Origin of the sequence: Streptomyces liliiviolaceus (assembly GCF_018070025.1) — a bacterium.
GTDB classification, from domain to species: domain Bacteria; phylum Actinomycetota; class Actinomycetes; order Streptomycetales; family Streptomycetaceae; genus Streptomyces; species Streptomyces liliiviolaceus.
The window spans coordinates 7,715,996-7,730,969 of record NZ_JAGPYQ010000001.1 but is presented as its reverse complement, the minus strand read 5'-3'; the positions used below and the strand labels follow the sequence as shown (position 1 = coordinate 7,730,969).

General features: G+C 69.8%; 14 protein-coding genes. 7 read left to right on the top strand and 7 right to left on the bottom strand.

Annotated elements, in window-relative coordinates; genetic code table 11:
• Positions 1-161: 161 nt before the first annotated feature.
• A complete protein-coding gene (locus J8N05_RS32850; protein ID WP_107021495.1) occupies positions 162-392 on the bottom strand; it encodes a DUF7455 domain-containing protein in 231 nt (76 codons plus the stop codon).
• A 441-nt stretch (positions 393-833) separates the two neighbouring features.
• Here J8N05_RS32850 and J8N05_RS32845 point away from each other — a divergent pair, with 441 nt between their 5' ends.
• The 6 genes from J8N05_RS32845 to J8N05_RS32820 all read left to right on the top strand — a co-directional run bounded on the left by J8N05_RS32845 (position 834) and on the right by J8N05_RS32820 (position 7,792).
• Positions 834-2,957, top strand: a complete 2,124-nt coding sequence (locus J8N05_RS32845) for a DNA gyrase/topoisomerase IV subunit B (RefSeq protein ID WP_210889227.1) — start codon at positions 834-836, stop codon at positions 2,955-2,957.
• A 303-nt stretch (positions 2,958-3,260) separates the two neighbouring features.
• Positions 3,261-3,785 (top strand): DUF1453 domain-containing protein, encoded by a 525-nt coding sequence (locus tag J8N05_RS32840; protein WP_210889226.1) that lies wholly within the window; start codon positions 3,261-3,263, stop codon positions 3,783-3,785.
• The gene (locus J8N05_RS32835; protein ID WP_210889225.1) at positions 3,782-4,933 is read left to right on the top strand and encodes a sensor histidine kinase; all 1,152 of its coding nucleotides are present in this window, start codon (positions 3,782-3,784) and stop codon (positions 4,931-4,933) included. Before J8N05_RS32840 ends, J8N05_RS32835 begins: the two co-directional genes overlap by 4 nt.
• Complete coding sequence (locus tag J8N05_RS32830; protein WP_210889223.1) at positions 4,930-5,610, top strand: response regulator transcription factor; 681 nt, start codon at positions 4,930-4,932, stop codon at positions 5,608-5,610. Before J8N05_RS32835 ends, J8N05_RS32830 begins: the two co-directional genes overlap by 4 nt.
• A 104-nt stretch (positions 5,611-5,714) precedes the next feature.
• Positions 5,715-6,203, top strand: coding sequence for a DUF485 domain-containing protein (locus J8N05_RS32825; protein ID WP_247706603.1), 489 nt, complete (start codon positions 5,715-5,717; stop codon positions 6,201-6,203).
• On the top strand, positions 6,200-7,792 hold the full coding sequence (locus tag J8N05_RS32820) for a solute symporter family protein (protein ID WP_210889220.1): 1,593 nt from the start codon (positions 6,200-6,202) through the stop codon (positions 7,790-7,792). The genes J8N05_RS32825 and J8N05_RS32820 overlap by 4 nt, the downstream gene beginning before the upstream one ends.
• 33 nt (positions 7,793-7,825) lie before the next feature.
• On the opposite strand, the gene J8N05_RS32815 is transcribed toward J8N05_RS32820, so the two are convergent.
• The 4 genes from J8N05_RS32815 to J8N05_RS32800 form a co-directional block, all read right to left on the bottom strand.
• Positions 7,826-8,506: a response regulator gene (locus tag J8N05_RS32815; protein WP_210889219.1), complete on the bottom strand. Its 681-nt coding sequence runs from the start codon at positions 8,504-8,506 to the stop codon at positions 7,826-7,828.
• Positions 8,503-10,188, bottom strand: coding sequence for a sensor histidine kinase (locus tag J8N05_RS32810; RefSeq protein ID WP_210889218.1), 1,686 nt, complete (start codon positions 10,186-10,188; stop codon positions 8,503-8,505). Before J8N05_RS32810 ends, J8N05_RS32815 begins: the two co-directional genes overlap by 4 nt.
• A gap of 128 nt (positions 10,189-10,316) precedes the next feature.
• A complete protein-coding gene (locus J8N05_RS32805; protein ID WP_210889217.1) occupies positions 10,317-11,267 on the bottom strand; it encodes a sucrase ferredoxin in 951 nt (316 codons plus the stop codon).
• Between the two features lie 52 nt (positions 11,268-11,319).
• On the bottom strand, positions 11,320-12,585 hold the full coding sequence (locus J8N05_RS32800) for a citrate/2-methylcitrate synthase (protein WP_210889216.1): 1,266 nt from the start codon (positions 12,583-12,585) through the stop codon (positions 11,320-11,322).
• Between the two features lie 98 nt (positions 12,586-12,683).
• On the opposite strand from J8N05_RS32800, the gene J8N05_RS32795 reads away from it, so the two are divergent.
• The gene (locus J8N05_RS32795) at positions 12,684-13,865 is read left to right on the top strand and encodes a citrate synthase/methylcitrate synthase (protein ID WP_210889215.1); all 1,182 of its coding nucleotides are present in this window, start codon (positions 12,684-12,686) and stop codon (positions 13,863-13,865) included.
• A gap of 204 nt (positions 13,866-14,069) precedes the next feature.
• On the opposite strand, the gene J8N05_RS32790 is transcribed toward J8N05_RS32795, so the two are convergent.
• Together J8N05_RS32790 and J8N05_RS32785 are read right to left on the bottom strand one after the other, a co-directional pair.
• Complete coding sequence (locus J8N05_RS32790; protein WP_210889213.1) at positions 14,070-14,306, bottom strand: hypothetical protein; 237 nt, start codon at positions 14,304-14,306, stop codon at positions 14,070-14,072.
• 106 nt (positions 14,307-14,412) lie between these two features.
• On the bottom strand, positions 14,413-14,907 hold the full coding sequence (locus J8N05_RS32785) for a DUF6082 family protein (RefSeq protein ID WP_308286935.1): 495 nt from the start codon (positions 14,905-14,907) through the stop codon (positions 14,413-14,415).
• Between the last annotated feature and the right edge of the window lie 67 nt (positions 14,908-14,974).

Sequence of the window (14,974 nt, the reverse complement as noted above, 5' to 3'; positions counted from 1 at the left end):
AGGGAGCGGGCCGCTGGGAGCTGCCTGACGGATTCCGTGGCGTTCTTCGTGGGAGAGAGCGCACTTCCGCAGCCACGAGCGCGAGCGGCCGCCCCTGGAATCAGGGGCGGCCGCCCGGTCACCGGCCTGTGCCGGAGATGGCTCGTCGTCTGCGCGAAGTGTCAGTGCTCTTCGTCGTTGGCGCTTGCCGGTGCGGCAGTCAACCGCTCCGTCTCGTCCTGTATCTCAGCGGCGATCTTCTTGAGTTCCGGCTCGAACTTGCGCCCGTGGTGGGCGCAGAAGAGCAGTTCACCACCGTTGAGGAGGACGACGCGCAGATATGCCTGGGCGCCGCAACGGTCGCAGCGGTCAGCGGCCGTCAGTGGGCTCGCGGGGGTCAGAACAGTAGTCACGTCGCCTCTTCTCTAGCTCGACGAGCTGTCGTACCAGGGTCAACATCCAACCAGGCCGAAAACGTTCCCGCTCGTGGCTCTTCCTCGAAAAAAATCTTTCCGAGTCGGCTGTCTGCTGCCGGTTGGCGGCGAATGAGCCGTATTGCGTGTCTTCGTGTCTTACGGGTTCGCGCTCTGTCAGGTTCAGTCCTCACCGGCTGGCTTGCCGGTTGTTCTTGAGGACGTGCCCGGAGCCTAAATGGTTCATGCCTGGAAGGGAACGTGATATGTACTTCACTCCAACGAGGGATCGAACAAGCATGCGACTCTGGACTAGTCTGCGTTTGGGACGAGGGTGGCGTTACAACGGCTCTACCAGGCCTCGGTACCCTCAGACCGGTGACCGAAGCCGGGCCCTTACCCAAAAGGGCCCCAACTGAAATTCAGCGAGGAGCGAACCGCGTGACCGCCGAGACGTCCGTGCCGTCCACAGCCCTGCTGACCGGAGCAGACCGGGACGGTTCCAACTACACCGCGCGGCACCTGCTCGTCCTCGAAGGTCTAGAGGCCGTGCGGAAGCGCCCAGGCATGTACATCGGATCGACCGACAGCCGCGGTCTGATGCACTGCCTCTGGGAGATCATCGACAACTCCGTGGACGAAGCCCTCGGAGGCTACTGCGACCACATCGACGTGACCCTGCATGACGACGGCTCCGTCGAGGTGCGGGACAACGGCCGGGGTATTCCTGTCGATGTCGAGCCCAAAACCGGTCTTTCGGGCATCGAGGTCGTGATGACCAAGCTGCATGCCGGAGGTAAGTTCGGCGGCGGCTCGTACGCGGCCTCCGGCGGCCTGCACGGCGTGGGCGCCTCCGTGGTGAACGCGCTCTCGGCCCGCCTGGACGTGGAGGTGGACCGCGGGGGCAACACCCACGCGGTGAGCTTCCGGCGTGGCACGCCCGGCGCCTTCAAGGGCGACGGCGCCGATGCCACGTTCGACCCGTCCTCCGGGCTGCGCAAGCTCAAGAGGGTCCCCAAGGCCCGCACCGGCACGCGCGTGCGCTACTGGGCCGACCGCCAGATCTTCCTCAAGGACGCCAAGCTCTCCCTGGAGACCCTGCACCAGCGCGCCCGGCAGACCGCCTTCCTGGTCCCCGGCCTGACCATCGTCGTCCGCGACGAGTACGGGCTCGGCGAGGGCGGCAGCAAGGGCGAGGAGTCCTTCCGCTTCGACGGCGGCATCAGCGAGTTCTGCGAGTACCTGGCCACCGACAAGCCCGTCTGCGACGTGCTCCGCTTCTCCGGTCAGGGCAGCTTCAAGGAGACGGTCCCGGTCCTCGACGACCACGGACAGATGACTCCGACCGAAGTCACCCGTGAGCTGGGCGTGGACGTCGCCATGCGCTGGGGCACGGGCTACGACACGACGCTCAAGTCGTTCGTGAACATCATCGCCACGCCCAAGGGCGGCACCCACGTCGCGGGCTACGAACAGGCGGTCGCCAGGACCATCAACGAAGTGCTGCGCACCAAGAAACTGCTGCGCGTCGCCGAGGACGACGTCGTCAAGGACGACGCCCTGGAGGGACTCACCGCCGTCGTGACCGTGCGTCTCGCGGAGCCCCAGTTCGAGGGGCAGACGAAGGAGGTGCTCGGTACCTCCGCCGCTCGTCGCATCGTGACGAACGTGGTCTCCAAGGAGCTCAAGGCGTTCCTGACCTCCACCAAGCGGGACGCGGCCGCACAGGCCCGGGTCGTCCTTGAGAAGGCGGTGGCCGCCGCCCGTACGAGGATCGCGGCCCGCCAGCACAAGGACGCACAGCGGCGGAAGACGGCCCTGGAGTCCTCGTCGCTGCCCGCCAAGCTCGCCGACTGCCGCAGCGACGACGTGGAGCGCAGCGAGCTGTTCATCGTCGAGGGCGACTCGGCGCTCGGCACGGCCAAGCTCGCCCGGAACTCCGAGTTCCAGGCACTCCTGCCGATCCGCGGAAAGATCCTCAACGTTCAGAAGTCGTCCGTGTCGGACATGCTGAAGAACGCCGAGTGCGGCGCGATCATCCAGGTCATAGGAGCGGGTTCGGGGCGCACCTTCGATCTCGACGCCGCCCGCTACGGGAAGATCATCCTGCTCGTCGACGCCGATGTCGACGGGGCGCACATCCGCTGTCTGCTCCTGACGCTCTTCCAGCGCTACATGCGGCCCATGGTCGAGGCCGGCCGGGTGTTCGCGGCGGTGCCGCCGCTGCACCGGATCGAGCTGAGCCAGCCCAAGAAGGGCCAGGACAAGTACATCTACACGTACTCGGACCGTGAGCTCCGGGAGACCGTGCTCGAACTCCAGCGGAAGAACGTGCGGTACAAGGACTCGATCCAGCGCTACAAGGGTCTCGGCGAGATGGACGCAGACCAGCTGGCGGAGACGACCATGGACCCGCGCCACCGCACACTGCGCCGTATCAACATCTCCGACCTCGAAGCCTCCGAGCAGGTGTTCGACCTGCTGATGGGCAACGACGTCGCCCCGCGCAAGGAGTTCATCTCCAGCTCCGCGGCGACGCTGGACCGCTCGCGCATCGACGCGTAGGCGGTCCCACCGACGCGTACGCGGGCGACGCGTCTGGCGGCGACGCGTCTGCGGTTCGACGCGTCTGCGGTTCGACGGGGCCGGCCGGAGTTCCGGTCGGCCCCGTCGGACCGTGGCGGTCCGTGAGAGCGCGGGGAAGCGCGCAGGAGGTTCCCTCCACCCGTGGGTGGAGACCGGCGGTCGCCAGGATCCACCCACGATCCACCCCGGCTCCGATCCCCGGACCGGCGCGTTTCCGTAGCGTCGAAGGCGTCGACAGCACTCGCTGCCGGCACCTTCCTCTCCTCGCTCACGGAGGCCGTGATGTCCGGGCTTGTCGATGTTCTGGCGGTCGTCGCCGTAGCCGTCCTGGTGATCGCCCGCCAGTTCCGCCCCCGGCGGCTGGACGCCGACAAACGTTGGTGGGTCGCGCCCGCGGTGCTCGTCTTTCTCGCCGTGCGCGAGCCCGGCCTGCTGGATCCCGGCCATCGGACGGCATCGGCTCTCTTGCTCGGCGTGGAACTCCTCGTCGCCCTGGTCACCGGCCTCGGCTGGGCATGGACCACCCGCGTCTGGGCCACGCCGGACGGAGAGGTGTGGAGCAGGGGCAGCAAAGCCGGCGTCGGGGTCTGGATCACGGGCATAGCCCTGCGGGCGGGCCTGGTCGGCCTCGGCGCCGCGTTCGGCCTCCACCAGGACACCTCGGCGCTGCTTCTCGGGCTCGCTCTGACGCTGCTCGTCCGCTCCGGCATCCTTGCCTGGCGGGCGCAGGGACTGCGTCCGGTGACCGGGCAGAGCGCGGTCCACGGTGCGAACGTGCCTCGTCCCATGCCGAAGGAGCACGTGTGACGGAGACCGTCTGGCAGCGCTGGCCCTCCCGCGAGGCGCTCTCCGGGGCAGGGGTGCACAGGGCCCGGCACGCGCTCACGCTGGCCTCGCGCGTCCTGGCCGTCGGGATTCTTCTGGTGGCGACCTTCAAGGACAGCGACCTGCACGGCTGGGGCGTCGCGGCAGCCGTCCTGGGGGTCCTCGCCTGCGGATTCGGGGTCTGGGGATTCACGCGGACCACGCTCGACCACCGGCTCCTGCCCTCCCTCGGACTGTTGGCCCTGCTGTTCGCCGTCGCCGTGGTCGCTCACGGTGTAGGGCTCCGGGTGCCCGCTCTCGTCCTGTGGTGCGTGTGCGGCGTCATCGCCATGGAGCGTCTGCCCTTGCTGGCCGCACTCCCCGCCACCTGCGCGGCGCTGGGAGCGTACGCGGCCGTCAATCACGACGGCCCGCTGTCCACGGTGGCCACGACCGGAGGGATCGCCCTGGCCGGCTATGTGCTCCGACTGGACGCCGAGGCCCGGGGCAGCACCCAGCGGCTGCTCACCCAGGAGCGTGCGGCGCGGGCGGCCGAGGCGGAGTCCGCGGCACTTGCGGAGCGGGCCCGGATCGCGCGGGAGATCCACGACGTACTGGCGCACAGCCTCTCGGCCCAGCTCGTGCACCTGGAGGCGGCCCGGCTGCTGATCGAGGGAGGGGGCGAGAAGGACCAGGTCCTCGACCGTGTCGTGGCCGCGCGGAGAATGGCCCGTGAAGGGCTCGCCGAGACCAGGCAGGCGCTTTCCGCGCTGCGCGGTGAGCTGTCCCCGCTGGAGGAGTTCCTGAGTGAACTCGTCGCCGAGTCCGACGGCGCCGACGTCACCGTCACGGGTGAAAGGCGACTGCTGCCGGCCGAGGCATCCCAAGCGGTCCGCAGAGTCGCCCAGGAGGCACTGACGAACGTCCGGAAGCACGCGCCGGGCGCCAAGGTCCGCATACGGATGGAGTACGGACCGCACGAAGTGACGCTGCACGTACGGGACTCGGGCGCTCCGCCGGGGGAGTTCACCCACACCGGCGCCGGATACGGTCTGCTCGGAATGCGGGAGCGGGCCGAGCTGCTGGGCGGCTCGCTGGAGGCCGGGCCGTACGAGGAGGGGTTCGTGGTGACGCTGAAGGTGCCTGTATGACGGAGGAGCGCGGTGCGGCACCGGCCCGTGTCGTGGTGGCGGACGATCAGACCGTGGTGCGCGAGGGCATCGTGATGCTGCTCGGTCTGCTGCCCGGGATCGAGGTCGTCGGCGCAGCCGCCGACGGGGACGAGGCTGTACGGCTGGTGGCCGGGCTGGACCCGGACGTGGTGCTGATGGATTTGCGTATGCCCCGTTGCGACGGGGTCGAGGCGACCAGGCGCATCAGGTCCGAGCACCCGAGGACCCAGGTTGTCGTACTCACCACGTTCGCGGACGACGAGTCGCTGTTTCCCGCTCTGCGGGCGGGCGCTCGCGGCTATCTCACCAAGGACGCGGGCGGCGACGAGATCGTCAGAGCCGTGCGGAGCGTGCTGTCCGGGGACGCGGGACTCTCACCGGGCATCCAGCGGCGTTTGCTGGAGCGACTGTCGGAACCGGAGGTCGCCGTGCCCGCGCAGGAGACGCCGGACGGGCTGACCCTGCGGGAGACGGAGGTACTGGTGCTGATCGCCGAGGGGCTGAGCAACCAGGAGATCGCCCGCAGGCTGCAGGTGTCCACCGCCACGGTGAAGACCCACATCAACAACCTCTTCGCCAAGACGGGACTCAAGGGCCGTGCTCAGGCCGTCCGTTACGCCTTCGGGAAAGGACTTGTGCGGCCACCAGGGGGGTGAGTCACCTGATGGGGTGAAGTGCGCGGAGAGAAGAGTCAGGGATCTTCCCGTTCTGTCCATCCTTGGGCACGCGGCCGAAACGGGCGGCGGACAAGGAGAGTTCGGTGGAGAAGCACGACGGTCCCGACCCCGGACAGGTCCGGATCGACGACCCCTGGTACGACGCGCTCGCCTCCGGGTGGGGCGAGTTGGACGGTACGGGTGCGCCCGCTCCCGTTGTGCCGCCCGCGCGCGGGGAGCAGGAGGACCTGAGCGCGCGCGCCGCCGACGTCTATCTGGAGGTGCAGCGCAGTGCCGCCTTCCAGGAGGTGCGCGGCCGGTATCGGAGGTTCGTGATCCCGGCCGTCGCGGTGTTCTTCACCTGGTACGTGGCGTATGTCGTGACGGCGACCACAGCGCCGGACTTCATGGCGCGGCCCGTCGTCGGCGCGGTGAACGTGGCGATGGTCGCGGGGCTCGGGCAGTTCCTCACGACGTTCCTCTTCACCTGGGCGTACGCGCGGCACGCGCGGCTGCGCAGGGACCGGGCCGCGCTCGACCTGCGCTGGGACACACAGGAGCTGACGCGCAGCGTCGCGGGCGGTGGGAGGTGACGGAGAACCATCAGACGCTGGCCCTGCTGCTCTTCAGTGTGTTCGTCGCGATCACTCTGGGGATCACGACCTGGGTGAGCCGTCACCGGCACGGTTCGGCGGAGGAGTTCTACGCGGGCGGCAGGCTCTTCTCGCCGATGGAGAATGGTTTTGCCATCGCGGGCGACTACATGTCCGCCGCCTCCTTCCTCGGTATCTCGGGGCTGATCGCGCTCTTCGGCTACGACGGGCTGCTGTACTCGGTGGGGTTTCTCGTCGCGTGGCTGGTCGTCCTCTTCCTGGTCGCCGAACTGGTGCGCAACTGCGGACGGTTCACGCTCGCCGACGTCGTCGCCGCCCGGATGAGCGAGCGGCCGGTGCGCATCGCGGCGGGAACGTCCTCGGTGACCGTGTCGGTTCTGTACCTGGTCGCCCAGATGGTGGGAGCGGGCAGCCTGGTCGCGCTCCTGCTGGGAGGCACGGGCGAGGCGGCACAGACCTGGACGGTCATCGGTGTGGGCGCGCTCATGGTCGTCTACGTGTCGTTCGGCGGGATGCGGGCCACCACATGGATCCAGATCGTCAAGGCGGTCCTGCTCATGGGCGGGGCGATCGCGTTGACCGTGCTCGTCCTGGTGCGGTTCCACGGAGACTTCGACCAGTTGCTGCGTACGGCGGCGGAGCGGAGCGGGCACGGGAAGTCGTTCCTGGCGCCGGGCCTGAAGTACGGCGGGGACTGGACGGCGCGGCTCGACTTCATCAGCCTCGGACTGGCCCTGGTGCTCGGCACGGCGGGCCTGCCGCACATCCTGTCGCGCTTCTACACCGTGCCGACCGCCCGCGCCGCCCGTCGCTCGGTCGTCTGGTCGATCGGGCTGATCGGCGGGTTCTACCTGATGACGATCGTGCTCGGGTTCGGTGCGGCGGCGATCGTCGGCCCCGATGCCGTACGCGGGTCGAACGCGGCCGGGAACACGGCGGTTCCGCTGCTGGCGCTCGATCTGGGTGGCGGGGCCTCGTCCACTGGAGGAACGGTTCTTTTTGCGATCGTCGCCGCGATCGCCTTCGCCACGATCCTCGCGGTGGTCGCCGGCATCACGCTCGCCTCCTCCGCTTCCGTGGCCCACGACCTCTACGCGTCGCTGCGGCGACGGCGTGCCAAGCCGCGCAGCGAGGTGGCCGTGGCACGGGTCGCCGCGGTCGGGGTCGGCGTCGTGGCCATCGCGCTCGGTCTGCTGGCGCGCGACCTCAATGTGGCGTTCCTGGTGGGACTGGCCTTCGCGGTCGCCGCGTCGGCGAACCTGCCCGTCCTGCTGTACTCGCTGTTCTGGCGGAACTTCACGACACGCGGCGCGGTGTGGTCCGTGTACGGGGGCCTGGTGCCCGCCCTGGTGCTGGTGGTGCTGTCGCCCGTGGTGTCGGGCAGTCCCGCTTCGCTGTTCCCGGGCGTCGACCTGCAGTACTTCCCGTTGGACAATCCGGGCCTGGTGTCCATTCCGATGGGCTTCCTCGCGGGCTGGGTCGGCACGATCACGTCGAGGGAAGCGCCGGACGAGGCCAAGCACGCGGAGACGGAGGTGCGGGCGCTCACGGGAGCTGGGGCGGTCTGAGGCGCACCCGTTGGCGTCCCCGCGGGATCTCCGTCAGGGGCGGGTCGCCCAGACATAGCGGTGTTCGGGGCGGCCCGCGTCGCCGTACTTCAGGCTCAGGGTGGCGCGGCCGGTGCGCTCCAACAGCTTCAGATAGCGCTGGGCGGTCTGCCGGCTGAGGCCGGTCCTGTCGGCGATCTCCTGGGCGGACAGGGGGCTCTCCGCGTTCACCAGAGCCTGGCGCACCGCCTCCGCGGTGGTGGGGGAGTGCCCTTTGGGCAGGTCCGGTTCCGTGCCCGTGGAGAGGGCGCCGAAGATCCGGTCGACCTCGGCCTGTTCGGCCTCGCCGCCGCCGTCGAGGGTGCGGCGCAGTTCGGCGTACGCCTCAAGTTTCGCGCGGAGCCCGGCGAAGGCGAACGGTTTCACCAGGTACTGCAGAGCGCCCTGCCGCATCGCCGCTTGGACCGTGGTGACGTCACGGGCCGCGGTCACCATGATCACGTCCGCCTGGAGGCCCCGCCGCCGCATCTCCTGGACGACCGCCAGACCCGTCTCGTCGGGCAGGTAGTGGTCGAGCAGCACCAGATCCAGCTGGGGCAGCGCCTCCAACTGCCGCAGGGCCTCCGCCGCGGAGTGCGCCTCGGCCGCGACATGGAAACCCGCGACCTTCTCCACGTAGGCGGCGTTGACCCGGGCGACCCGGACATCGTCGTCCACGACCAGTACCTCGATCATCGCGGCTCCTCCTTGGTGGTCGTGGCGGATCTCTCCCGGGAGGGGCCGGGTTCCGGTCCGGATGCGAGTGCCGGTTCCGCCAGGGCTTCCGGCAGCACGATCGTGAATTCCGCGCCGCCGCCCTCCGCCTGCGCGACCTGTGCGCTGCCACCCTGCCGCTCGGCGAGCCGGCGCACCAGCGGCAGACCGATCCCGCGCCCCCGGTGGGCAGGCGGTTCCTTGGTGGACCAGCCGTCGGTGAAGATCAACTCACGTTGCCCGGCCGGGATCCCCGGCCCGGTGTCCCGCACCCTGAGCACGGCCGTACGCCCTTCCGCGCGCAATTCGACCTCCACGCGCGCGTGGAGGGTGCCCGCGACGGCGTCGAGTGCGTTGTCGACGAGGTTCCCGACGATCGTCACCAGTCCCCGGGCGTCGACCAGCCGGTCGGGGAACAGCGTCCTGTCGGAGACCGTCAGAGCCACGCCACGCTCCGCCGCGACGGTCGCCTTGCCCACCAGGAGGGCGGCGAGCAGCGGGTCGTGGATCTTCTCGGTGATCTGTTCCGCGGTGGCCCTGTGGTCGCCGACCACCTCGCCGACGAACTCCACGGCGTCGTCGAACATCTCAAGTTCCAGCAGGCCGAGCAGTGTGTGCATCCGGTTGGCGTGCTCGTGGTCCTGGGCACGCAGGGCGTCGATCAGACCGCGCGTGGAGTCCAGCTCGCGGCCCAGCTGCTCCAGCTCCGTGCGGTCCCGCAGCGTGGCGACGGCGCCCCCGTCGTCGGTGGGCATCCGGTTGGCGACCAGGACCCGCTGGCCGCGGACGGTGAGCAGATCGGTTCCGCTGACGGTCCCGGCCAGCACATCGGCCGTACGTCCCTCGCCGAGCGCCGTTGCGAGAGGCTGCCCCACGGCTTCGTCGCCGAGACCCAGCAGCCGCCGTGCCTCGTCGTTGAGGAGCCGGATCCTGCCCTCGCGGTCCAGTGCGACGACGCCCTCCCTGATGCCGTGCAGCATGGCCTCCCGTTCCGCCAGGAGTCCGGCGATGTCCGAGAAGGCCAGGTCACGGGTCTGCCGCTGTACGCGCCGCGAGATCAGGTAGGCGGCCAGCGCACCCACCGCCAGCGCCCCGCCCGCGTAGGCGAAGAGCCCCGGGATGGCATGGATCAGCCGGGCCCGCACACTGTCGTACTCGATACCGACCGAGACCGCGCCGACGATGTCACCGTCGGCGTCCCGCAGCGGTACCTTGCCGCGTGCCGAGCGGCCCAGCGTGCCGTCGTCGATCTCCATGACCTCTTGGCCGGCCAGCGCCTGCCGCGGGTCGGTGGAGACGGGTCCCCCGATCTCGGCGGGATTGGTGTGCGACCAGCGCACGCCGTGCATGTCCATGACGACGACATACTCGGCCCCGCTCGCCCTGCGGACGCGCTCCGCCTCGGCCTGGACGGGTCCGTCCGCCGAGGGGCGCGTCGACGTCAGCTCGTCGGCGAGCTGTGGCTGTGCCGCCGTGGTCTGCGCGATCGCGAGCGCGCGACGCATCGCCTGGTCGTCCAGCTGGTCGCTGAGCGGGGCGAGGAACAGACCCGTCGCGAGTACGGCGACTCCGGCGGCGATCGCCACCTGCATCAGCAGCACCTGCGAGAACATCCGCCTCGGCATGCCGAGGCGCAGTCGTCGAGCAGGGGGAGTGGGGCTCATACCCATGACGGTACGGGGAACGGCGGGCCGGGCCGGGCACGAAGTGGCGTGGATCTCGTTCGGATGCCGTGGTCAGCGGGTTGATGGGTTGATGGGTCGGCGGGGCGGTGGGCCGACGCGTCAGCGGATCAACGGGTCGCGGGGCTCGCGGCGGCTGTACGTGACAGCTCGCGCACCGCGGTCACGTCCATGCGGGCCGGGGAACCGAGAGCCGAGCCGCAGCTCTCCGCACGGGGCGGCGAGGAGGCGCCCCGGCTGACCGTGACGAGCCAGTGACGGCCGTCGGTATGGGCGACCGTCACCTCCCAGTGAGGTGCCTCGCCCTCGGTACGGACCACGCTCAGCGCGCCCGCCGCGTCCTCGCGCACCGCCGTACGCACGGCCAGCTCGGCGGCCTGGCCGGGGCGTTCCCAGGCGGAGCTGCCGCGGCACCCCTCGGTGACGACACGTCCTTCGCGTACGCCCTGGAGGACTTCCTTCACGGCATGGGCCTCGGCACGCCCGTACGCGTAACCGAACGGCAGGACGAGCAGGGTGGGTGAGAAGCGGTGGCCCCCCAGGTGCGTGACCTCCCATGCTCCGGCCACTCCGGAGGCGGCGAGTTCGGCGGCGAGGGGGCGGCCGAGCAGGGCACAGCACCGGTCACGCTTGCCGTTGGTGCAGACGAGGGCGAGCGGGTCACCGTCGTGGGGGCGGCCGTCGAGCACGGTGTCGAAGGAGGCGGACCGACCCCTGCCCAGCTCGGCGAAATCAAGTTTGAGCAGTTGCCCGGGGTCCGACGTGGTGGCGCTGTGCAGCCATACGTTTCCCGGAGTGGTGTGGGCCGCGTACACCCGGCGCTCGGCGACCTTGTGACAGTCCGCGTGGCGTCCCGGGCGGCGGATCAGGGCGATGCGTACGCCCGTGTCCGCGGCGGCCCGTTCCAGGGCGCGGCCCAGCACGGGATCCAGGTGGCTCGACGTCAGCGCTTCGGCGCCCCACGGGCCGGGTTGCTCGACCAGCAGCCACGTCCTCGCCGTGGCGGCGGTCCCCGCGAGGGGCTCCTCCAGGTCTCGTGAGACCTTCGCGCACGTACTCACAGAGGTGAGCCTAACCTGACTTGGCTGCTGGTGACCGTTGGGGCCGGTGGTGTCACTGCTCCGGAAGTGGCTGAGGTGGCCGTTCTCCCACGTAGTGTCCGCTCGGGCGCATGCGCAGTGGTGCTTCGCCGTACTCCTCCAGGGTGTGGGCGATCCAGCCGGCGGTCCGGGCCACGGCGAAGATCGTCTCGCCGGCCGAGGCGGGCATGCCGGACGAGGCCGTGAGGACGGCCAGGGCCAGGTCGATGTTGGCGTGCAGCGTGACGTGGCGAGCCGTCGTGGCCACGACGTCGTGGGCCGCGGCCAGCGCCGGCGCGGCTTCGGGGATGTCCTCCAGGAGGGCGAAGAGTGCCCGCGCGCGTGGGTCCTCGCCCGCGTAGAGGCGGTGGCCGAGGCCCGGGACACGGCGCCCCGCACGCAGCTCGTCGGCGATCACGGGGGCCGCCGTGCCGCGGTCGAGGACATCGAGGAGCATCCGGTGCGCCAGGCCGCTGGCCGCCCCGTGGAGGGGTCCTTCGAGCACGCCGAGGCCCGCCGAGACGGCTGCGTACGGATGGGCGCGGGCCGAGGCCGCCACCCGGACGGCCAGTGTCGAGGCGGCCAGGTCGTGGTCGACGAGCAGCGCGAGGGCCGTGTCCAGGGCCCGCAGGGATGCCTCGGAGGCCTCACGTCCGCTGAGCCGGGCCCACAGACGGTGCGCCAGCGGGCCGTCGTCCCGTTGATCGTGCCTCTTGGGCGGCAGGGCGGCGACGAGCGTGGGGATCAAGGTGCGGGCCGTGCCCAGCACGGACTGTTCCGAAAGGTCGAAACGCAGTGGATCGGCGGCCGCCGCCGCGATGGCGGCCACGCGGAGCCGGTCCGTGGGGCTCGTGTGCTCGGGCAGCGAGTCGACGGCGCGGCGCGCCACCGAGACGGATGCCTCGGGTGCCGTGAAGGTCGCGCCGGGGCGCAGAACGCCTGTCCAGAGCCATTCCGCGACCTCCTCGTAGGAGTGGCGTGCGGCGAGCTCGGTCGCGTCGACGCCGCGGAAGTAGTAGCGGTCCTTGTCGATCAAAGTGATCCGGGTGCGGACGGAGAGTGTGCCGGCGGTCGGTGAACTCATCGCCGGTTCACGCCTGTTGCGGCGCGCGAGAGCCTCCACCTCCTTGAGGTCGAAGGTGCTGCCCCGGCCGCCCGGGTTGCTCCGGCTGCCGAGCCGGCCGCGGCTCACGTACGCGTACACCGTTTCCGGCTTCACGCCGAGCAGTTCGGCGGCTTTTCGGGTGCTGATCCGTCCTCCTTCGCCTTCGTGTGCCGGGGCTGCTTCGCGATCAGTCATGGGCGTCACCGTATCTGTGAGTCATGTATTGATTCAATCAATATTGACAACGAATAAGTCAAGCATGGACAGTCGAATCAAGTTCAAGGAGGCAAGCAATGTCGATCAACCGGGCCGCGAACGGTCGGGACGCGGGCGCCTTCGTCGACGTCCCGCGAGGACTCGCGGGTGTCGTCGTCACCGATACCGTGCTGGGTGACGTCAGAGGGGCGGAGGGGTTCTACCACTACCGCCAGTACTCGGCCGTGGAACTCGCGAGGAGCCGCGGCTTCGAGGACGTATGGCATCTGCTCGTGCACGGTGAACTGCCGGACGCGGCGCAGAGTTCCGCTTTCGCCGCGCGGACGGCGGAACTGCGGCGGCTGCCCGAGGAGGTGCGGGCTGCGCTGCCCGCGATCGCGGCGGCCAGTGGGCGGGCCGGGGCGCTCGCCGGGATGAGGACGGCGTTGTCGCTGTTCGGCGCGGCGCGTGGGTTCCGGCCGGTGTACGACCTCGACGGCGAACAGCGCCGGGCCGACGCGCTCGCGGCGTCGGCGGCCGTGCCGACACTGTTGACGGCGCTCCACCGGCTCGGGCAGGGCCTTGCCCCGGTCGAGCCGCGCGACGACCTGTCGTATGCCGCCAACTACCTCTACATGATGACGGGTTCCGAGCCGGAGCCCGGCCGGGCGCGGGCCGTCGAGCAGTACCTGATCTCAACCATTGATCATGGATTCAATGCGTCAACATTCACTGCTCGGGTGATCGCGTCGACGGGGGCTGATGTGGCGGCCTGCCTCGGTGGGGCGGTGGGGGCTCTTTCCGGTCCGCTGCACGGTGGGGCTCCGAGCCGGGCCCTGGACACCCTGGACGCGATCGGAACGCCCGACCGTATCGACTCCTGGATCCGCGAACGGGTTCTGGCGGGCGACCGCATCATGGGCTTCGGGCATCCCGTCTACCGGACCGAGGACCCCCGTTCGCGCATGCTCCGCGAGATCGCCCAGGGCTTCGGTGGTCCTCTGGTCGACTTCGCGGTCGAGGTCGAGCGGCAGGTGGAGGCCATTCTGGCGGAGCTCAAGCCGGGTCGTGAGCTGCACACCAACGTGGAGTTCTACGCGGGGGTCGTCATGGAACTCTGCGGGCTTCCGCGCGAGATGTTCACGCCGACGTTCGCGGCGGCACGCGTGGTCGGCTGGAGCGCGAACATCCTGGAGCAGGCGGAGGACCCGAAGATCATCCGGCCGGCGGCGCGGTATGTGGGGCCGGGGGCGCCGGTTGGGGTGCCTGCGGTCGCCTGACCGCTTCGGCTGCTGCCGCGCCGGGTGCGCGTGAGGCCCGGAGAGCCGGTCTGGCCCCGGGCCTTGCGATATGCCGTCGAGCAGTGATCGGTTGGTGTGCTGCCCGGTCGGGGACGGCCTTCCACCTGCACCGAGATGGGGTGCGGCGAGGCGATGGCTATCACGGAGCGAGTCGAGGGTGGACTCGTCCTCCGGCCGCGGGGCTCAGGCGTCGGGGATGTCGGCCTTGGCGCGAATCAAGGTCTCCCGGCTCACCACGACGATGCGTTCGTAGTCGGCACGCGCGGCGTCGGAGGGAAGCTCGGTGTCGAGCGCCGCTGTGGCCTCTGTGCCGATGACAGCGAAGTTTCCATCGCTGAGTTCGAAGATGTCGGGGCAGGTCTCGCCGGTCACGCTGCCTCGTTCACGAGGAGACGCGCCGATGCGACGCACGATTTTCAAAGGGGATCCCGGTCCTCAGGAGGATAGACAGAAGAGCGGGGCAAATGTAGTCCCTCGGTGCCCCTGGGACGAACCCGGGGCACCGGCGGCGCTAGCCCAACTGGCCCTATTTTGACGGTGGTTCACCCACGACCCACCACTCTTCCGTGTCTGCCTCGGCCAGATCGCGGACGAGCCCGTCCACCATTTTCCCTACGCGAGCCTCCTGCGACGAGTCGTCGAGGCTGTCGCGATGGTGTCGGGTGGCCTCCCAGAAGTCGCGGAACACGCTGCTCTGGCAGAGCACCCGAAGGTGTCCGTGCAACTCCTGCCAGTTGACGTCTCCGGCATAGAAGGTGTGCAGGGCATTCGTGTAGAGCGCGTTGGCGAAGAGGTACTGGCGTCGCAGCCTGGGCCGTTCGGTGGCCGGCGCGGTGCTGAGGTCGACGGTGCTCATCACGACGGCCAGTTCTGGGTCGTCCATGGCCTTGCTCAGCAACTGCTGGTGCACGCGCTGCTGCTCCACCCGCAGTCTCATCCTGTTGTACTGACGCTGCTGGAAGGTGAGGACTGCGAGAGTTCCTGCTGTGAACGCGAGTCCCGCCACAGAGGCGGTACTCAACCCCCGGATCCCAAATTTCTGTGTGGCCATGTCAACCCCCGAATCAGGCGACCGTCCGCCGGTCGTC